This is a genomic window from Microtetraspora malaysiensis, from assembly GCF_001528665.1.
GTDB classification, from domain to species: domain Bacteria; phylum Actinomycetota; class Actinomycetes; order Streptosporangiales; family Streptosporangiaceae; genus Microtetraspora_A; species Microtetraspora_A malaysiensis.
In genome coordinates, this window is sequence record NZ_BBYJ01000012.1 from 100,071 (window position 1) to 118,303 (window position 18,233).

The window sequence follows — 18,233 nt, forward strand, 5'->3', positions numbered from 1 at the left end:
CATTCGACAAGGTTCGCCAATCAGGGAGAATGGGCCGATGGCAAGATCGCCCACCAGCCAGCGCCTCGCCGACGCGGCGATTGGGCTCTTCAACGAGCGCGGCTACGACGAGACCACCGTGGACGACATCGCGGCCCGGGCCGGCGTGAGCCGCAGCACCTTCTTCCGGTACTACCGGTCGAAGGAAGAGGTGATCTTCCCTGACCACGACGCGCTGCTGGCGAAGGTCGAGGCCCGGCTGAGGGCCTCCACCGCGGACACCGCGATCGTGGCGATCTGCGACGCCGTCCGCATCGTCCTCGCGCACTACGTCGAGGACGCGGAGGTGTCGCTACGGCGCTACCGCCTGGTCGGCCGGGTGCCCGCACTGCGGCACCGCGAGATCGCCAGCGTCGCACGCTACCAGCGGCTGTTCCGCGAGTACGTCGGCGACTGGCTGGCCGGGACACCCGACGCCCCGCTGCGCGCCGAGCTGATGGCCTCGTCGGTCGTCGCCGCCCACAACCAGGTGCTGCGCGGCTGGCTGCGCGCGGGCGGCTCCTACGACCCGTTCGAGCCGCTCGACCACGCCCTGCAGTACGTCATCAGGACGTTCCGGCACCTGGAGAACATGGAGGGTCCGCGCGAGGGCGAGGACCAGGTGGTCGTGGCGGCCTTCCCGCGCTCGGCCTCCCCGGACGACGTCATGGACGCCATCCGGGCGCACCTCGGCTCGCGGCAGTAGCCGGCAGGCGGGAGCCGGTCGGCCACCGCCTGCCGGGAGAGCCGCCGGTCAGGCGGACGCGTACCGCTGCGCGGCCTCCTCGGCGAGCTCGGGCTTGAGCGCCCGCAGCACCGCCACCGTGATTGCCCGCGCGTCCACGCCGAAGTGGCGGCGGGCCGCCTCCCTGGTGTCGGACAGGCCGAACCCGTCGGTGCCCAGCGACACCCACTCCTGCTCGACCCACGGCCTGATCTGGTCGGGGACCGCCCGCATCCAGTCGCTCACCGCGACAACCGGCCCGTCCGCCCCGCCCAGGGCGGCGGTGACGTACGGCACACGCTCGTGCTCCGCGGCCATCGCCTCACGGCGCAGCTCGCTCCAGGAGGTGACCGACCAGACGTCGGCGCCCACGCCCCAGTCGTCGGCGAGCAGCCGTTGCGCCTCCAGGGCCCAGTGCATCGCGGTGCCGCTGGCGAGGATCTGCGCCTGGCCGCCTCCGGAGGAGTAGCGGTAGATGCCGCGCACGATGCCCTCCTCGACGCCCTCGGGCATCGCCGGCTGGGGCATCGGCTCGTTGTAGACGGTGAGGTAGTAGAAGACGTCCTCCGCCGCCTCGCCGTACATCCGGCGCAGGCCGTCGCGGACGATCGCCCCGACCTCGTACGCGAAGGCGGGGTCGTAGCTGAGGCACGCGGGGTTGGCCGAGGCGAGGAGCTGCGAGTGGCCGTCGGCGTGCTGCAACCCCTCCCCCGTCATGGTGGTGCGGCCCGCGGTCGCGCCGATCAGGAATCCGCGCCCCATCTGGTCGGCGAGCGCCCACATCTGGTCGGCCGTACGCTGCCAGCCGAACATCGAATAGAAGATGTAGAACGGGATCACCGGCTCGCCGTGCGTGGCATAGCTGGTGGCGGCGGCGGTGAAGCTCGCCATGCAGCCCGCCTCGGTGATGCCCTCGTTGAGGATCTGCCCGGTCGCCGACTCCTTGTACGACAGGAGCAGCTCCCGGTCGACCGCGTCGTACCTCTGCCCGAGCGGGGAGTAGATCCCCGCGGTGGGGAAGAGCGACTCCATGCCGAACGTGCGGGCCTCGTCCGGGACGATGGGCACCCAGCGCGCGCCGGTCTCGGGCACCCGCATCAGGTCCTTGACCAGGCGGACGAAGGCCATCGTGGTGGCGACGGTGGCGCCGCCCTTGGCGAGCGCCTCGAACGGCCGGTCCGGCGCCGGCGGCAGCGGGGCGGACACGGTGGCGCGGCGGGGCACGGGGCCGCCCAGCGCGTTCCGCCGCTCGGCGAGGTAGCGGCGCTCCTCGGGGCCGGGCTGCAGGTACGGCGGCAGGTCCCCGTCCAGTGCCGAGTCGGGGACGGGCAGGTCGAGGCGGTCGCGCATGGCGCGGAACTCGTCCTGGGTGAGCTTCTTCATCTGGTGGTTGGCGTTGCGCGACTCGAAGCCCGAGCCGAGCGTCCACCCCTTGACGGTCTGCACCAGGATCACCGTGGGCCCGTCGTGGTGGTCCAGGGCCGCGCGGTAGGCGGCGTAGACCTTGCGCGGCTCGTGTCCGGCGCGCGAGCCGCCGACGAGGCGTTCGAGCTCCTGGTCGCCGTACGGCGCGGCCAGGTGCTCCAGCCCCCGGAACAGGTGCTCACGGATGTAGGCGCCGTCGGAGGCGGCGAAGGTCTGGAACTGCCCGTCGGGCACCTCGCCCAGGCGGGCGGCGAGCAGCCCGCCGACGTCGCGGCTGAGCAGGCCGTCCCATTCCGTGCCCCACAGCGCCTTGACGACGTTCCAGCCCGCGCCGCGGAAGACGTTCTCCAGCTCGCGTACGACGCGGGTGTTGCCGCGTACCGGCCCGTCGAGCCGCTGGAGGTTGCAGTTGATCACGAAGGTGAGGTTGTCGAGCTTCTCCCTGGCGGCCAGGGTGAGCGCGGCGGTCGCCTCGGGCTCGTCCATCTCACCGTCGCCGAGGAAGGCCCACACGTGGCCGCCCGAGGTGTCCTTGATCCCCCTGGCGGCGAGGTAGCGGTTGAACCTGGCCTGGTAGATCGCGTTCAGCGGGCCGAGCCCCATGGAGACGGTGGGGAACTGCCAGAAGTCCGGCATCGCTCGCGGGTGCGGGTAGGACGGGAGCCCTCCCCCGCCGGCCTCCCGGCGGAACCGGTCGAGCTGGGCCTCGGTGAGCCGCCCCTCCAGGAACGCGCGGGCGTAGATGCCCGGCGAGGCGTGGCCCTGGAAGTAGACCTGGTCCTCGGTGCCGTGGAAGAAGTGGTTGAAGCCCACCTCGTACAGCCAGGCCGCCGAGGCGTAGGTGGAGATGTGGCCGCCGAGGCCGAGTTTGCTGCCCCTCGTCACCATGGCGGCGGCGTTCCACCGGTCGTAGGCCGCGATGCGCTCCTCGATCGCCAGGTCGCCCGGGTACGCGGGCTCCTCAGCGGTGGGAACGGTGTTGAGGTAGGGGACCGTCGGCGCTCCGATCGTGTCGAGCAGCCGCCCCATCAGATAGCGTGCCCGGTCGGGGCCCGCCTCCCGTACGAGCGCCTCCAGGGACTCGCGCCATTCGGCCGTCTCCTCCGGGTCGGCGTCGGGGATCTGGTCCCACAGCGTCATGGCCACCGCCTTTGCTTCCTGAGGGAATACCAATCATCCGATGATTCCATCAGATGATAGTCCCCGATTGTGTGTTCTCCCATGCCCGGATCAGGATGTGCGAGAACGCGGTCGCCTCCACGCGTCAGCGCAGGTGAAACGTCACCACCGTGACGGCACGTTCCCGCTGTCCGGACAGACCGTGCCCTCGGCCCGAGGCGGCGTGATCGGCGGGGACGCGCCCGGAACCGGCGGGGTCACTCCGAGACGCCGCTGCTCCTCCTCGACGATCTGCCGGGCGATCGTCTGGTCGGAGATGTCGACGGCGTCGGGCGTGGATTCGGCCAGGTCGCTCCGCCGGGCGTACGCGTCGAACAGCCGGGCCTTGCCGCGGAGGATCTCGAGCATGCGCTCGTCGACGCTGTCCGCCGCGAGGATGCGGTGCACCAGGACCTTGCGCACCTGCCCCATCCGGTGGACGCGGGCGACGGCCTGGCTTTCCATGGTCGGTTTGACCTGGGGTTCACAGATGATCACAACGGACGCGGCCTGCAGGTTGAGCCCGACACCGCCGGCCTGGATCTGGCTGAGCAGCACGGCATGCCCCGGTGCCGCCGTGAAGTCGTCGACGATCCGCTGGCGGCGGGCCGCGGGGACGTTCCCGGAGATCGGCCCGTGGGCGCGGCCGCCGAGAGCACCGCGGACGACGGCCAGGACGTCCCGGAAGAAGGAGAAGACCACCACCTTGTGGCCGTTCCCGGCGGCCTCCTCCACGAGTTCCAGCACCCGCTGGAGCTTCGCCGACGCCGCCGGAGAGGCGTACGCGGCGCGACGCATGGCCATGAAGTTCCCCCGCGCCACGGCCTCGCGGTACGCGGTGAGGTCGGCCGGGCCGAGTTCCTCCCACTCGTTCACCTGGACGAGATCGGGCAACTCAGTGAGGACGTCTTCCTGGTTCCTGCGCAGGTAAGCCGGCGCGACGGCCCTGCGGAAGGCTTCCGCTCCCGCCGCCGCGTCGCTCCCCCGGATATGGGGGACGAGCTCCGGCTGGAGATAGCCCACCAGGCTTCGGAACTCCTCCACGCGGTTCTCCATCGGAGTGCCGGTCATGAAGAGCACCCGTTCGGTGCGGTCGCACCATTCGGCGACCGCCTGCGACCTGCGGGCCGCCGGGTTCTTCACATAGTGCGCCTCGTCCACGACGAGCATCTCGATCGTGAATCCGGCGGGCACCTCGACCCGGTGCAGGATGTCGATGGTGGTCACGGCGATGCCGCCCTCGCGCAGCCAGCCCGCCTCCGCCGCGAGACGGTCCGGGCCGTGCAGAGGATGGGCCCTGAGTGTGCTGCGCTCCTCGATCTCGCGCACCCAGTTGATCAGGACGCTGGCCGGGCAGGCCACGAGGAAATGCCTGCCGCCTCGGGCCTTGAGATGCGCGAGAGCGGCGATGGCCTGGACCGTCTTGCCCAGGCCCATCTCGTCGCCAAGGATCACCCGGCGTTGGACGAGCGCGAACCGGGCTCCGAACGACTGGTATCCGCGCAGGGCCACCCGGCGATGGGTGTCGTCGAGCTGCTGGGCCTTGACCTGGGAGGAGATGTCGTCGGGAACGAAGCCTTCGGCGGCAGCGCGATCCGGCTCCAGGCCCGCGGCCTCGGTGAGCAGGCTGTAGTGCTCGGACGCCCGCAGTTCGAAGTCGGCCCACGCCTCGAACCCGGTGACTCGCGGGCGGAGCAGGTCGACGGTCGCCTGGTTGATCAGCAGCCGGGTGCCGCGGGCTCTCGCCGCCGCGAGAATGCTCCCTATCTGGGCGACGGCCTCCCGCGCCCGGCCGCGGCCTTCCTTGCCGGCCAGCAGCATCCGCCACCAGCCGCGAGCCGGTCGCGCGGCGGGCAGCAGCACGGTCAGCCGCTTCTCGACGTCCGTCGCCGCGTCACGCGCTCGCGCGAGATCGGGGCCCGCGGTGACCAGGACGTTCAGGGCGATCAGCAGATCCGTGGTCTCCGGAGTCCGATCGTCGACGTCGATCCGGACCGCCACCGTCTGCTCCGCCGCTTCCGCGATCTGCCGGGCCGCCGCCTGCACCTGCGCCGCCGTACGCGCCCCGATCCCGGGAACGAGCTGGAGCGCGTAGGGCGTCGCGTCGAGAACGTCCAGGACCGTGCGGTATCCGGCGTGCTCGAGCGCCCCGAGCCCCAGCCGCCCCTCGGTGACGTCCCTGACCCGCGATATCGGAATCGACCCCAGGTCCTCCCGCGCCGAACGTGCCCGTACGGCGGACAACGCCTGTCCGACGTCGCCGAGGGCACGCGCGTCGTCGGCGCGCAGCGTCCGAGCGTCCGCGAGGACGAGCTTGGCCTCCTGGACGAGGGCCCTCGTCTCCTTGGCCGTGAGCGCCGCGGTCGCGAGTGCCGCGTCTTCGCTCTCCGTCCCGTCCACGCGTTCGCCTTTCCTCCACCCTAATCGCAGGAGTCTCACCGTGACCAAGCGTTCGAGGAATGTCAACGCGGGACGACGACGGATCGTGCTCCACGGCGAAGACCGTGCGGGACCGTGCGGGACTGTACGGCGCGCCCGCCGAGGTACGGCGGGGAGTGACGTGGCCAGGCCATCCCCTCTATCAATACCTCGTACACAGAGCTATCCTTTCAATATGGACATAACGGGCATAACAGACCCGCCTGACGCCCTTGCCGATGTCCTGTCCGGCATCCAGCGGCTCATCCGGCGCAGAGTGCGCGGCGGCCTGACCGGACCGAGGTTGCGCGGCGCCCAGGTCGAGTTGCTCCAGCTGGCGCTGGCCAATCCGGGGATCAGTGTGTCGGCGGCGGCCAGGGAGCTCTACCTCGCCGGAAACTCGGTGTCCACGCTGGTCAACCAGCTCACGGCGGCCGACCTGCTGGTCCGGGAGACCGACCCGGACGACCGGCGGACCGCCCGGCTGCTCGCCACACCCGAGGCCGAGTCACGGCTGCGGGCGTGGCACGACCGGCGGACCGCGCTCGTCCGCGAGCACGTGGGGAGGCTCGGCGAGAACGACCGGGCGGCCCTGGCCGCCGCGCTCCCCGCGCTGCGCAGGCTCGCCGAGAGCCTGCACGAGGAAGTGGAGGGACCGTGACACTCGACCCCGTGACACCCGATCCCGTGACGACCGTAACTGTCACACCCGCTCCCCTGACGACCGGAACCATGACGCCCGGAACCACGGGGACCGGCGCCGTGCCCACCGGCGCGGTGCCCACCGGCGCGGTGCCCACCGGCGCGGTGGCCCCCGACGCCGTCTCCTGCCACGGGCTGCGCTACTCCTTCGGCCGTACGAGGGCCGTGGACGGGGTCGACCTGACCGTCGCCTCCGGCGAGGTCTTCGGCCTGCTCGGCCCGAACGGCGCGGGCAAGACCACCGCGATCCGCTGCCTCACCACGCTGCTGCCGGTCCCACCGGGGACGGTGCGGGTCTTCGGCCACGACGCGGCGAGGGAGCGGATGGCGGTCCGGCGCATGATCGGGTACGTCCCGCAGCAGCTCTCCGCGGACTCGAGCCTCACCGGACGGGAGAACGTCGCCCTCTTCGCCCGGCTGTTCGACGTGCGCCGCCGCGAGCGGGCGGAGCGCGTCGCGCTCGCGCTGGAGGCGGTCGGCCTCGCCAACGCCGCCGACCGGATGGTCGGGACCTACTCCGGCGGCATGATCCGGCGGCTCGAACTCGCCCAGGCCCTGGTGAGCGCGCCCCGCCTGCTGATGCTCGACGAGCCGACGATCGGGCTCGACCCCATCGCGCGCACCGGCGTGTGGGAGCACATCACCGCGATCCGGGCCGCCACGGGCATGACGGTGCTGGTCACCACGCACTACATGGACGAGGCCGACCAGTACTGCGACCGCGTCGCGCTCATGCACGCCGGGCGCGTCCAGGCGCTCGACACGCCGGAACGGCTCAAGGCCGCGCTGCGCGACCGCCGTGGGGACGACGCCGCACCGACGCTGGAGGACGTCTTCCGCGACGTCGTCGGCGGCGACCTCGACGCGAGCGAAGAAGGGGGAGATTTCCGTGATGTCCGTCGCACCCGCCGGACGGCCTCCCGCCTCGGCTGAATCCGCCGCGGCCCTGGGGCTCGCCCCGCTGCTCACCACGCCCCGCGCCCGTCCCGGATGGTTGGTGCTGCCCGCCAGGGTCGGCGCGATGTGCCTGGTGGAGCTGCAGAAGCTGCGCCACGACCGGACCGAGCTGTACACGCGCGCCGTCCAGCCCGCCCTGTGGCTGCTGATCTTCGGCGAGACCTTCACCCGTATCAGGGCGATCCCGACTGGAGGCGTGCCGTACCTGGACTATCTCGCGCCCGGGATCATCGCCCAGTCGGCGATGTTCATCGCGATCTTCTACGGCATCATGATCATCTGGGAGCGCGACTCGGGCGTGCTGACCAAGCTCCTGGTGACGCCGACCCCGCGGGCCGCGCTGGTGACCGGCAAGGCGTTCGCGGCCGGGGTCAAGTCCCTGATGCAGGCGGCGGTCGTCCTCGTGCTCGCCACCCTGCTCGGCGTCTCCCTGACCTGGAACCCGCTGCGCCTGCTCGGCGTGGCCGCGGCCGTACTTCTGGCCTCGGCGTTCTTCTCCTGCCTGTCGATGAGCATCGCCGGGATCGTGCTGACCCGCGACCGGTTGATGGGCGTCGGCCAGGCGATCACGATGCCGCTCTTCTTCGGGTCCAACGCGCTCTACCCGGTCGACGTCATGCCGGACTGGCTGCGGGTGGTCAGCGCGGTCAACCCGCTCAGCTACCAGGTCGACGCCCTGCGCGGCCTGCTGCTGGGCACGCCCTCGCACCTGCTGCTGGACTTCCTGGTCCTGCTCGCCGCCGCGGCGGCCGGCATCACCGCCGCGTCCTGCCTGCTCGGCCGGCTCGCCCGCTGACGGCTTCGGCGGGGTCCTGCTCGCTGTCGAGGATGTCGCGCAGGAGCACCCTGATCAACATCGACGCCGGCCCGCAGCCCGAGATCGTCACAGCCGGTCGCCGGGCCGAAAGACCGGGGCGCGGCGCGGTCAGTGGGTGTCTGGTCTGGGGATATGGACGCCGGCGGCGCGGAGCTTGGTCTCCACGAGCGTGACCCCCCGCGCCGCGGCCGATCCCTGCTCTTCGCCGTGGAGGGCGATCAGCTTGTACCGGGTCGCGGCCTCGGTCCGGGCTTGCAGACCGGTCACGATCTTCAGGTGTGCGGGGTTGGCGAGGAAGTGGTCGGCCATGGCGGTGGCGAGCTCGACGATGCGCGGGTCGTTCGGTTCCCAGGCCGCGGCTTCGGTTGCGCGCTTGATCAAGGCGACGAACCGGGTGTCTTCGAGGGCGTGCTCGACATGGGTGAGGTAGTCGTCGAAGCCCTCGGGGACCAGTGCCCTGGCCAGCACCCAGCCCTCCCTGGCGGCCGCCACCTCGTCTGCGGGGAATCCGAGGCCGGACATCCGCTCCAGCAGCGCCACAGCGCGGTCGGGCAGCAGAGCCCGGTCACCATCGGCAAGCCGATGCAGCGTGTCACGCCGCGCGATCAACTCCTCGATCCGTTCGGTGAGCTGCCGCTCGACGTCGGCGAGCGCGGCGGCGAACAGCGCGGGGTCGGCGTCGAGCAGGGGTCCGATCTCGGCCAGGGGCACCCCGGCGGCGGCCAGCGTTCGGGCCTGCACCAGCCGCAGCAGCTCGGCCGATCCGTACCGCCGGTAGCCGGAGCTGTCGCGCTCCGGCTCCTTCACCAAGCCAAGCTTGTGGTAGTGCCGCACCGTCTTCACCGTGACGCCGACGAATGCCGCCGCCTGCCCGATCGTGACTCCGTTCATCCGCGCAATCCTGCCTTGTGCTCGAGCTCGGCGACCCGGCAGACCACAGCCGAGCATGTGGACAGGCCACGCCGAGCTCGTCGAGCTCGGCGTGGCCCCGTTCGCGTTCTCCCTGGTGCACGACCGGAAGGGGCGGCCCCTTGAGGCGTACGGGTCACAGGTGCTCAGCCCGTCGGCTGAGCCGGATTAGAACACCTCGTTGAGGAGCCTCTGCTGGGCCTTCTGGAACGCTGCCGCGATGGACAGGTCGGCGTCGTCCACGCAGTTCAGCGCGGCAGTCAGGGTCTTGCTGCCGTCGGGTCTGCTGTACATCAGCGCCGCGTGGCCCACGGAGCCGCCGTTGTGGGAGATGACGGTGCCGCCGCCGTCCGTGGTCAGCACGAACACGCCCAGGCCGTAGTCCATGTTCGGGATGCCCGTCGGGCTCGGGGTGCACATCTCGGCCAGCAGCGGGGCCGGCAGGAGCTTGCCGCCCAGCAGCGCGGAGATGAACGTGTGCAGGTCGCGGGGGGTCGAGATCATGTCACCGCCGGTGGAGATCCAGGAGGGGTTCTGGCGGGTGATGTCGACCGTCTTCTGCTCGCCGCCGTCCTCGTAGCGGTAGTAGGCGTGGGCGTGTGGCTCGGGGATCTCCGGCGAGGCGTCCGGCACCACGGTTCCCGACAGCCCGAGCGGCCCCAGGATCAGCCGCTGCATCTCCTCGGCGTAGGTGCGGCCGGTGACCTTCTCGATCAGCAGCCGCGCCAGCACGTAGTTGGTGTTGGAATAGCTCCAACCCGTCCCCGGCTCGAACCGCGCCGGCTTGGACAACGCCAGCTCCACCAGCTCCTGCGGCCGGTAGGCCTTGAACCGGTTGTCCACCCACTCCTGGCCCGTGGTGCCGTAGGGGATGGGGATCCCCGGCACGACCGTCCCGTCGTCGTAGACCTCGCCGCTGAAGTTGAACACCCCGCTGGTGTGCTGCAACAGCATCCGCACCGTGATCCGCCGGTCCAGCCCGAACTCGGGCAGGTAGTCCGCCGCCGGGGTGTCCAGCCCGACCTTGCCCTCGGCCACCAGTCGCAGCACCAGGGTCGCGGTGAAGGTCTTGGTGTTGCTGCCGATCCGGACGTGCCCGTTGATCGGCGGCTTGGCGGTCCCGCCCAGCTCGGCCGCCCCGGCGTTGCCGGCCCACTCGCCCCGCTCATCGTGCACGCGCAGCGACACCCCGACGAAACCGGACTCGACCATCTCCTCGATCGCCTTCTGCAGCTCAGGGCGATCCTGCCCGGCCGCAGCCTCCGGCACGGAAAGGGTGATCGTCATGGTGGTTTACTCCTTCGGATCCGTATGTCCGGGTCGGCGTCGACCCGCTGCGCCGAGCTTCCACCCTGACCCAAGGTCAACCTCAACCGTGATCTAGCTCACAGCTGTTTTGGGAGCTTGAGACAAGATCATTCTCGGCGCCAACGGCTGTTCCTGGGTTCCTAGTGCCGTGACCGGCAAGGTTTGCCCGGACGGAGCGGTGATCCAGGGTGGTGCATCGCAAGGCGGAGGAGGAGGCCGTAGCGGAGCCTACGGCCGACAATCCCGGGCCCCGCGGAAAGTCCGAGCCTGCGAGGACTTTTCGTGGGTGGGGCGTCAACGCAGCGAGGTGCCGCCCTGGGCGACGCGACGGGGCAAAAATTGGCGGGAGGGGCACTAGACCCCGGTGATGGGCCGGGCGGACAAGAGGGCCCGCCCTTTTCGGCGTTCCGGACGAAGCCGGGCGGCCGGGTCGTCCCTAGGCTCGCCGCATGACGGCCAAGACCCACGATCTAGTACTGGCGGGAGCCAGAGTGCTCGACCCGGAGACCGGCCACGACGCGGTCGCGAACGTGGGGGTGACCGGCGCGACCATCACGGCGGTGTCGCCCGGCCCGCTCGAAGGACGCGAAACGCTCGACGTCTCCGGGCTGGTGCTCGCCCCGGGCTGGATCGACCTGCACAGCCACTCCCACACCGTCGCCGGGCACCGCCTCCAGGCGCTCGACGGCGTGACCACGGCCCTCGACCTGGAGGCGGGCGTCGCACCGGTCGGCGAGGCCTACGACGCGGCCGCCGCCGAGGGGCGACCGCTCAACTACGGGTTCTCCGCCTCCTGGGCCCAGGCCAGGATGACGGCCGTCGGCGGCCTTCCCCTCGGCGGCGGCCTCGCCGCGGGGCTGAGCCACCTCGGCAACCCCGCCTGGCAGCGGGCGGCGACCCCGCGCCGGCTCGACGCCTTGTTCGAGCTGATCCGCGCCGACCTCGCGGCCGGAGCGCTGGGGATCGGCATGCTCGTCGGCTACGCCCCGCGGGTGGCCCCCGAGGAGTACCTGGCCGTGGCCGGGCTCGCGGCCGAGGCGGGCGTGCCGACCTACACGCACGCCCGCGACCTCGTCGAGCAGACGCCGGACACCCCGATCGACGGCGCGACGGAGGTGGCGCGGGCCGCGGCGGCCACCGGGGCGCACATGCACTACTGCCACGTCAACAGCACGTCCCTGCGCCAGGTCGACCGGGTGCTCGCCCTCATCGAGCGCGTACGCGCCGAGGGCGCGCGGGTGTCCACCGAGGCCTACCCGTACGGCGCGGGCATGACCGGCATCGGCGCGACCTTCCTCGCCGCCGAGCTGCTCGGCAGAAGGGACATCCGGCCGGACTCGATCGTCTACGCCCCGACAGGAGAACGGGTGGCCGACGCGGCGCGGCTGGGCGAGCTGCGCGCCACCGACCCGGGCGGCCTGGCGATCGTTCACTTCCTCGACGAGGACGTCCCGGCGGACGTCGCCGTCATAGACCGCGCGCTGCTCGGCGAGGACACCGTGATCGGCTCCGACGCGATGCCGCTGACGTGGACGGGAGGCGAGCGGCCGGACCCGATGGCGTGGCCGCTGCCGCCGGGGGCCGTCACCCATCCCCGTACGGCGGGCACGTTCTCCAAGGTGCTGCGCCGCTACGTCCGGGAGACGGGACGCCTGTCGCTGATCGAGGCGGTGCGCCGGTGCAGCCTGCTGCCCGCGCGGGTGCTGGAGGAGTCGGTGCCGGCCATGCGGCGCAAGGGCCGGGTGCAGACCGGGTGTGACGCCGACCTGGTCGTCTTCTCCCCCGGCGTGGTCAGTGACCAGGCCACCTACGCGGACAGCACCAGGCCCTCGACCGGCTACGCGCACGTGCTGGTCGGTGGGCGGCACGTCGTGCGCGACGGCGAGCCGGTCCTCGACGCGCTGCCCGGCCGGGCGATCCGTCGCTGACACCGGCGAGTGGTCCACCTGAGAACCACCACGGCCCGCCCCCAGCGAGGGGGCGGGCCGCGCGTGCCTGAAGGGGATCAGTTGTCGTAGAGGCGGTCGCCGCCGAGCCAGTACCAGAAGCCGCACTTCGTCGGGTACCTGCCGTACAGCCCGATCTGGCAGACCTGGACCTGAACGCTCCGCAGGTCGTGCCGCTGGACGCTGAAGCTCTTGGAGCCGCCCGCCCCGCAGTACTTGTACGACTTGAAGCTGGGCGAGACGTCGTCCGCGTCGTCCAGGTCCTGGAAGCGGAACTTCACGTACGCGCACTTGCCGCCCTGGTGCTCGTTGCGGTTGTCGAGGTCCCACAGCTTGCCCGTGATGCGAACGCTGTTGGAGGTGTCGTCGTCCCAGTAGACGTCGATGTAGCCGTTGGCCTTGGCGAGCCGATTCTTCGACCAGTACGGGCCCCAGTAGGGGTTGCCGGCGGAGGCGGTGGCCGCGCCGGCGGCGGCGGCGGCGGTGGTGGTGGTGGTGGCGCTCGCGGCGGTCGCGACCGCCGGGATGCCGAGGGCGACGGTGGTGCCGACGGCGGCGAGAGCGAGGAGGTTACGGATGGAGCGACGCATTTCGGTTCCCCCACATTCGAGGACGGGTGCTGCCGGGGTTGCACCTCAGTGATAGGCGCGCCCGCCTGCACGCCGCTTTCGGGAGGCGGACGACCGCTTGTACGCCGCTTGCAGGCGCCTGAACGCGTCGCCGGTGGCGAGCCGCGTTCGGCGCCCTCGCGCGAAGACCGCGGGGCGCGGCACGGATGTGCCGCGCCCCGGGCCTCACGGGGAGAAACGCTCCGTCAGAGATCCAGGCCCACCAGCAGCGGGTCGTGGTCGGAGGAGCGGTAGGCGTCCGGCGCGTACAGGTACGGCGGGTTGAACTCGGTGTTGTAGTCCATGAACCGGCCCTCGTCACTGTTGATGTGCCAGATGGTGGCGCCGGTCACGAGCTTGCTCAGCTGCTTGTCGGCCATGGCGTGGTCGAGCTCGCCGGAGAGGCCGTTGAAGACGTAGCTGTAGCGGTCCTTCGCCGAGACGTACTTCTTGCTCAGGCTGGTCAGCCCGCCCGCCTCCAGCGTGTGGATCGGGTCCTCCTCGCCGTACGCGTTGATGTCGCCGAGGACGAGCGTGCTCTGCAGTTTCAGGCTGTCGATCAGGGACATCATGGCCTGGGCCTGCTTGACCCGCTTGGCGTTGTAGCAGCTCTGGCCGTCGCCCTGGTCGGCGTCGGCGCCGGTGGCGGGACCGTCGACGTCGCTGCAGCCCTTGGACTTGAAGTGGTTGACCAGCACGGTGAAGGTCTTGCCGTTCCCCTGCGCCTTGCGGAACGTCTGGACCAGCGGCGGCCGGTTGAAGATCGGGTCGGAGGACGACTGCGCCGCGCCGACCGGGGTGACCTTGGCCGGCTTGTAGATCAGCGCGGTCTGGATCAGGTCTGTGCCCGGGTTGGGGTGGGTGATCGCCTTGTACGTGCCCGCGCCGGCCTTGGCGTTGAGGGCGTCGACCAAGGTGTTCAGCGCCACGTCGGAGTTGCGCTCGACCTCCATCAGCCCGGCCACATCGGGGTCGAGCCCGGTGATGTTGGCGACCAGCTTGGCGAGCTGCCGGTCCCGCTCGGCCGCGGTGGTCGCGCCCCGGGACTTCAGCGTGGTGAACCAGTTGAGCGTGTTGAGGCTCGCCACCCGGACGTCGCCGCCGACCTGCTCGGGCTGGGCGGGGCGCGGGTTCACCGGCTCGAACTCGAAGGGCTGGAGGGGCTGGATCCGGTAGGCGTCGAAGCCGTAGGTGAGCACGCCGGTCAGGTCCTTGACCCGGTCGCCGATCCGGACGGTGTTCGACCCGGTCGAGTGGTACGGCAGGGTCGCCGGGTTCTGGACGGTGGACCCGTCGTCGAGCAGGATCGTCCGCCCCGCGTCCTTCTCGGTGTTCACGTTCTTGCGGTCGGTCGGCTGCCACAGCCGGCCGCCCTCCGCGAGGGTGATCTCACCGAACCGGCCGAGGTTGTAGATCTCGGAGGCCGCCAGGTCGCCCTTGAAGGTGACCAGCATGCCCTCGTATCGCTCGAAGGTGACCCCCTTCTTGAGCGGCAGCTTCACCTTGGTCGGCGTGATGACGCCGGTGCCGCACACGTTGACCGCGGTGGCCGGCGAGATCTCGGTCAGGCCGTTGTACTCGATGACCTTGCCGGAGACGAGGACGCGGTCACCGGCCTTGACCGGCGACGAGGAGTACACGAACAGGCCCTCGGACGTGGCGGGGTCCGCGTCCGGCTTGTCGTCCTGGATGTAGAAGCCGCCGAACTGGCCGGCCCCCTGGGAGGTGCCGACGACGATGCCCTCGACCCGGACGTCCGTGCCGGCGAGCGGGCTGACGTCGCCGCTCCCCTGCACCTGCGCGATCCGGTGCGTGATCGGGGTGTCACAGGTGGCCCCCGGAGTGGGGCTCGACGTGGGGCTCGGGCTGGCCGAGGGCGAACTCGACGGCGAGGCGGAGGGGGACGGGGTCGGCTCGCCGCCGCACGGCGCGGGCGGCGTGGCCGCGTTGCGCGGGGCGGGGGCCGCAGCGTCGAAGTCGGCGCCGTTGTCGCCGGTGTCAGCGCAGCCGCCGTTCTTGCGGATCGCGGCGGTGGCGTTCGTGAGGCCGGGCGCGGGGCTGCCCTTGAAGAAGTTCGCCGCGCCGTACCCGACGAGGTCGGCGATGAGCGCCATCTGGTCGTCGGTGCAGGGAGTGGTGGAGCCGTTGCAGACCAGGCCGTCGGCGGAGCTGACCAGGGCCACCTTGCCCGCGGTGCCGCTCATGTTGATGGTGCCGACGTCGTCGGGCGTGGGCAGCGCCGCGCCGGGCGTGGTGCCCGCGGCGAGCTGGACCAGGTGGTACTGACCGGGGGCCAGGGTGCCGGTCAGCGCCGTCTTGTTGGCGGAGAAGTTCCCGGTTCCGCTGGCGCTGGTGTACTGCACCGACCACCCGTCCAGCGATACGGGGGCGGCGCCACGGTTGAAGAGTTCGACGTAGTCGTTGGTGAAGGGGGCGCCGGAGTTTCCGCCTCCGCCATACACCTGGCTGATGAGGACGGTGCTCTGCGCCGCGACGGCGGGAGTTGAGGGAAGGGCAGCGATCGTGCCGGCGGTGACGCCGGCGGTCGCGATGATCGCGAGTACCCGGGGCAATGCACGCATGAGCAAAAAGGGTAAAGCGCCTCCCATCTGCATCTTGTCTCTAATGCATGGATAACTAGTGAATTCGCAATATCGACACTTCCTGTCGATGACCGGCGTCATGATCTGGCGTCATATGACCTGGCGGCCCGCCGAGCCTTCGCTTCGCGTCGGCCGCATAGCCGTCGCCGACGGTCACATCCCGCCGCCGGCGGGCCACCTCGATCCGATCGCCGCGCACGGGGACGATCTGCCGCCCCGGCCTTCACGGCCCACTGACGCCACCGGCCGTCCGGGTGCCGCTCGACCCGGTGGCAGCGACCGGTGGGCGCGCCGAAGCGGCGCAGCGACCGTGGACGGCACGTTCGGCCACCCACCAATTACGAAACTGGAGTTGCGTAATTGCCTCGCGAGGGATAGCTTCTATTTCGCTACATGAGTTTCGAAATGAGGAGGTCGCCTTGGCGCCTCGCGGACGACCACGCGACACACAGGTGGACGAGCGAGTGCTGCGGATCGCCGCTGCCCTGATCTTCGAACGCGGCTACGCCGGTCTGTCCATCGACGAGGTGGCCGAGCAGGCGGGCGTGGCCAAGACCACGCTGTACCGCCGCTGGTCGACCAAGGATCATCTGGCCGTCGCGGTGGTGGCCCGGCTGCAGGCCGACGACGAGATCACCGACACCGGCGACATCCGGGCCGACCTCGTCGACTACATGGAGAAGATCGCCGCCGGGCTCAACCGCATGCGTGCGGCAGGCGGCCGCGAAGGCCCATCCGCAGGGGCCGTCGGCGAGCTCGTGGCGGCCGCGGCCAGGCACGAGGACATCGGCCGGCTGACCCGCGAGCAGTACGCCACGCGCAACACCATCGCGCTCGCCCTGATCGAGCGTGCGCGTGTGCGCGGCGAGCTGCGCGCCGACCTGGACGCCGAGGCGCTGTTCGACCAGCTGGCCGGCGCCCTCTACTACCGAGTAATGATCACAGGCGCGCCGATCGACCGGGCCTACGCAGAGCGGCTCGTGTCCTCCGCGCTCGAAGGGAGCCTGACATGTCACTGATCGCGGAAACGGCCATCGTCCGCCAGGTCGACGCCGAGACCATCATCTCGCCCACGGCCACGGGACGGCTGCTGCTCGACTCCAGCGACACTGGCGGCGCGCTGAGCACCGTCAGGATGACGCTCGCCGAAGGCGCGGACGGCGCCGTGCCCCACCACCACGCCACGTCGACCGAGCTCTTCTACGTCCTGGAGGGCAAAGCCCGCATCCTGTCGGGCGAGGAGATCGTGACGCTGGCGGCGGGCGATGTGGCGGCCGTGCCCCCGCTGACACCTCATGCTTTCGCCGCCGCCCCCGGCCACACCGCCGACCTCCTCATCGTCGTCGCCCCCGGCATCCAGCGCTTTGATTACTTCCGCCTGCTCGACCGCCTCCGCAGGGGCGAGGCCACGCTTGAGGAACTGCTGGCCTCCCAGGACCTGTACGACAACCACTTCCTCGACAGTCCTGCCTGGACACGCGACCGCCAGGCGTCCTGATCCCCGCCGGTCGACGACCTCCCTGGGCGCCGGGCTCCTCCCGAACGACCGGCGCAGGGCAGGCCGCCCACCCCCGGCCGATCTTGTGCGGGCCCACCACCCCGATCCCCTCTTCGACGGCCCTTCCGGCCAGCTTTGATACGCATACAGATATCGACTATCAGGCATATCGATATTGGACATGATGCGACGCCTCTGGTCTGCTCCTCGCAGAAGATCGACAAAGTTGAGGAGCTTGTCATGCGAAACTCCCCCGCCTTCGCTTCCCGGGCACGGCTGCGCGCGGCGCTGGGCGCGGCCGTCCTGACCGCCTCCGCGCTGTTCGGCGGCACCGCCTACGGCGCAACCGGCGCCGTGAACACGGCCGGCCACAGCGCGGCCGCGGAGGACGCCGTCCACGGCGGCATGATCGTCCGCGACGACCTGCAGGCGCTGTTCCGCCAGGCGGGAGTGCGCGGAACCTTCGCGCTCTTCGACGTGCGGCAGGGGCGGACCACGGTCGTCGACGCCGCGCGGGCGCAGAAGAGGCTGATCCCGGCCTCGACGTTCAAGATCGCGCACAGCCTCATCGCCCTGGAGACCAAGGCCGTCAAGGACGAGAACGAGGTGATCCCGTACGGCGGGCAGCCGCAGCAGTTCCCCGAGTGGGAGCACGACATGAACCTGCGCGACGCGATCCGGGTGTCCAACGTCCCGGTGTTCCAGACGCTCGCCCGCCGGATCGGCCTCAAGCGGGAGAACCAGTGGGTGAACCGGCTGAACTACGGCAATGGACGGATCGGCCCCGTCGTGGACCGCTTCTGGCTCGACGGCCCCCTTGAGATCTCCGCGGTCGAGCAGACCCGCTTCCTGTCCCGGCTGGCCCGTCAGCAGCTCCCGGCGTCGAAGCGCAACCAGCTCACGGTGCGCGAGCTGCTGAAGATCGAGGAGAAGGACGGCTACGCCCTGTTCGCCAAGACCGGATGGGGCATGTCGACCACGCCCAACATCGGCTGGTGGGTGGGCTGGGTCGAGCGCGGTGACCGCCTCTACACCTTCGCCCTCAACATCGACGTGAACATCGACAAGGACACCGAGAAGCGGATCCCCCTCACCCGCGACCTGCTGACGGCTCTCGGAGTCCTCCCGAAGGCCTGACCGGG

The 18,233-nt window shown here is 70.8% G+C and carries 16 protein-coding genes; 10 read left to right on the forward strand and 6 right to left on the reverse strand.

Features of this window, described 5'->3' with window-relative positions; all coding sequences use genetic code 11:
• Positions 1-37: 37 nt before the first annotated feature.
• Positions 38-724 (forward strand): TetR family transcriptional regulator, encoded by a 687-nt coding sequence (locus AWQ71_RS16785; protein ID WP_067134118.1) that lies wholly within the window; start codon positions 38-40, stop codon positions 722-724.
• Between the two features lie 48 nt (positions 725-772).
• Here the strand turns inward: AWQ71_RS16785 and aceE are convergent, their stop codons facing one another.
• Positions 773-3,307, reverse strand: coding sequence for a pyruvate dehydrogenase (acetyl-transferring), homodimeric type (gene aceE, locus AWQ71_RS16790; protein WP_067134417.1), 2,535 nt, complete (start codon positions 3,305-3,307; stop codon positions 773-775).
• Positions 3,308-3,448: 141 nt separating this feature from the next.
• Complete coding sequence (locus AWQ71_RS16795) at positions 3,449-5,725, reverse strand: DEAD/DEAH box helicase (RefSeq protein WP_067134121.1); 2,277 nt, start codon at positions 5,723-5,725, stop codon at positions 3,449-3,451.
• Between the two features lie 214 nt (positions 5,726-5,939).
• On the opposite strand from AWQ71_RS16795, the gene AWQ71_RS16800 reads away from it, so the two are divergent.
• The 3 genes from AWQ71_RS16800 to AWQ71_RS16810 are packed head-to-tail and all read left to right on the forward strand — an operon-like array spanning position 5,940 to position 8,198.
• Positions 5,940-6,404 (forward strand): MarR family winged helix-turn-helix transcriptional regulator, encoded by a 465-nt coding sequence (locus AWQ71_RS16800; protein WP_067134124.1) that lies wholly within the window; start codon positions 5,940-5,942, stop codon positions 6,402-6,404.
• Between the two features lie 26 nt (positions 6,405-6,430).
• Complete coding sequence (locus AWQ71_RS16805; RefSeq protein ID WP_218001817.1) at positions 6,431-7,378, forward strand: ABC transporter ATP-binding protein; 948 nt, start codon at positions 6,431-6,433, stop codon at positions 7,376-7,378.
• The gene (locus AWQ71_RS16810; protein ID WP_067134127.1) at positions 7,338-8,198 is read left to right on the forward strand and encodes an ABC transporter permease; all 861 of its coding nucleotides are present in this window, start codon (positions 7,338-7,340) and stop codon (positions 8,196-8,198) included. Before AWQ71_RS16805 ends, AWQ71_RS16810 begins: the two co-directional genes overlap by 41 nt.
• A 129-nt stretch (positions 8,199-8,327) precedes the next feature.
• Here the strand turns inward: AWQ71_RS16810 and AWQ71_RS16815 are convergent, their stop codons facing one another.
• Positions 8,328-9,110: a MerR family transcriptional regulator gene (locus tag AWQ71_RS16815; RefSeq protein WP_067134130.1), complete on the reverse strand. Its 783-nt coding sequence runs from the start codon at positions 9,108-9,110 to the stop codon at positions 8,328-8,330.
• Positions 9,111-9,165: 55 nt separating this feature from the next.
• On the opposite strand from AWQ71_RS16815, the gene AWQ71_RS44405 reads away from it, so the two are divergent.
• The gene (locus AWQ71_RS44405) at positions 9,166-9,300 is read left to right on the forward strand and encodes a hypothetical protein (protein ID WP_281196196.1); all 135 of its coding nucleotides are present in this window, start codon (positions 9,166-9,168) and stop codon (positions 9,298-9,300) included.
• Here AWQ71_RS44405 and AWQ71_RS16820 read toward each other — a convergent pair.
• Complete coding sequence (locus tag AWQ71_RS16820; protein WP_067134134.1) at positions 9,297-10,415, reverse strand: serine hydrolase domain-containing protein; 1,119 nt, start codon at positions 10,413-10,415, stop codon at positions 9,297-9,299. The genes AWQ71_RS44405 and AWQ71_RS16820 overlap by 4 nt on opposite strands.
• A 470-nt stretch (positions 10,416-10,885) precedes the next feature.
• Between AWQ71_RS16820 and AWQ71_RS16825 the strand changes: the two genes are divergently transcribed.
• Positions 10,886-12,364 (forward strand): amidohydrolase family protein, encoded by a 1,479-nt coding sequence (locus tag AWQ71_RS16825; protein WP_067134136.1) that lies wholly within the window; start codon positions 10,886-10,888, stop codon positions 12,362-12,364.
• 77 nt (positions 12,365-12,441) lie between these two features.
• Here the strand turns inward: AWQ71_RS16825 and AWQ71_RS41675 are convergent, their stop codons facing one another.
• The gene (locus AWQ71_RS41675; RefSeq protein ID WP_067134139.1) at positions 12,442-12,972 is read right to left on the reverse strand and encodes a hypothetical protein; all 531 of its coding nucleotides are present in this window, start codon (positions 12,970-12,972) and stop codon (positions 12,442-12,444) included.
• Between the two features lie 224 nt (positions 12,973-13,196).
• Entirely contained in the window at positions 13,197-15,572 is a 2,376-nt protein-coding gene (locus AWQ71_RS16835) for an ExeM/NucH family extracellular endonuclease (protein ID WP_067134142.1), read from the reverse strand.
• A gap of 58 nt (positions 15,573-15,630) precedes the next feature.
• Between AWQ71_RS16835 and AWQ71_RS42655 the strand changes: the two genes are divergently transcribed.
• The 4 genes from AWQ71_RS42655 (at position 15,631) to blaOXA (ending at position 18,228) form a co-directional block, all read left to right on the forward strand.
• A complete protein-coding gene (locus AWQ71_RS42655; protein ID WP_169806577.1) occupies positions 15,631-15,990 on the forward strand; it encodes a hypothetical protein in 360 nt (119 codons plus the stop codon).
• A 55-nt stretch (positions 15,991-16,045) separates the two neighbouring features.
• A complete protein-coding gene (locus AWQ71_RS16840) occupies positions 16,046-16,612 on the forward strand; it encodes a TetR/AcrR family transcriptional regulator (RefSeq protein ID WP_067134144.1) in 567 nt (188 codons plus the stop codon).
• Positions 16,603-17,091, forward strand: a complete 489-nt coding sequence (locus tag AWQ71_RS16845) for a cupin domain-containing protein (RefSeq protein ID WP_067134147.1) — start codon at positions 16,603-16,605, stop codon at positions 17,089-17,091. Before AWQ71_RS16840 ends, AWQ71_RS16845 begins: the two co-directional genes overlap by 10 nt.
• Positions 17,092-17,331: 240 nt before the next feature.
• Positions 17,332-18,228 (forward strand): class D beta-lactamase, encoded by an 897-nt coding sequence (gene blaOXA / locus AWQ71_RS16850; protein ID WP_067134150.1) that lies wholly within the window; start codon positions 17,332-17,334, stop codon positions 18,226-18,228.
• Positions 18,229-18,233 lie beyond the last annotated feature (5 nt).

Excerpts from the sequence above, each read along its gene's own strand:
- AWQ71_RS16785 (WP_067134118.1), top strand. The coding sequence starts at position 38 with ATGGCAAGATCGCCCACCAGCCAGCGCCTCGCCGACGCGGCGATTGGG.
- aceE (WP_067134417.1), bottom strand. The coding sequence starts at position 3,307 with ATGACGCTGTGGGACCAGATCCCCGACGCCGACCCGGAGGAGACGGCC.
- AWQ71_RS16800 (WP_067134124.1), top strand. The coding sequence starts at position 5,940 with ATGGACATAACGGGCATAACAGACCCGCCTGACGCCCTTGCCGATGTC.
- AWQ71_RS16810 (WP_067134127.1), top strand. The coding sequence starts at position 7,338 with ATGTCCGTCGCACCCGCCGGACGGCCTCCCGCCTCGGCTGAATCCGCC.
- AWQ71_RS16815 (WP_067134130.1), bottom strand. The coding sequence starts at position 9,110 with ATGAACGGAGTCACGATCGGGCAGGCGGCGGCATTCGTCGGCGTCACG.
- AWQ71_RS44405 (WP_281196196.1), top strand. The coding sequence starts at position 9,166 with ATGTGGACAGGCCACGCCGAGCTCGTCGAGCTCGGCGTGGCCCCGTTC.
- AWQ71_RS16820 (WP_067134134.1), bottom strand. The coding sequence starts at position 10,415 with ATGACGATCACCCTTTCCGTGCCGGAGGCTGCGGCCGGGCAGGATCGC.
- AWQ71_RS16825 (WP_067134136.1), top strand. The coding sequence starts at position 10,886 with ATGACGGCCAAGACCCACGATCTAGTACTGGCGGGAGCCAGAGTGCTC.
- AWQ71_RS41675 (WP_067134139.1), bottom strand. The coding sequence starts at position 12,972 with ATGCGTCGCTCCATCCGTAACCTCCTCGCTCTCGCCGCCGTCGGCACC.
- AWQ71_RS16835 (WP_067134142.1), bottom strand. The coding sequence starts at position 15,572 with ATGCGTGCATTGCCCCGGGTACTCGCGATCATCGCGACCGCCGGCGTC.
- AWQ71_RS16845 (WP_067134147.1), top strand. The coding sequence starts at position 16,603 with ATGTCACTGATCGCGGAAACGGCCATCGTCCGCCAGGTCGACGCCGAG.
- blaOXA (WP_067134150.1), top strand. The coding sequence starts at position 17,332 with ATGCGAAACTCCCCCGCCTTCGCTTCCCGGGCACGGCTGCGCGCGGCG.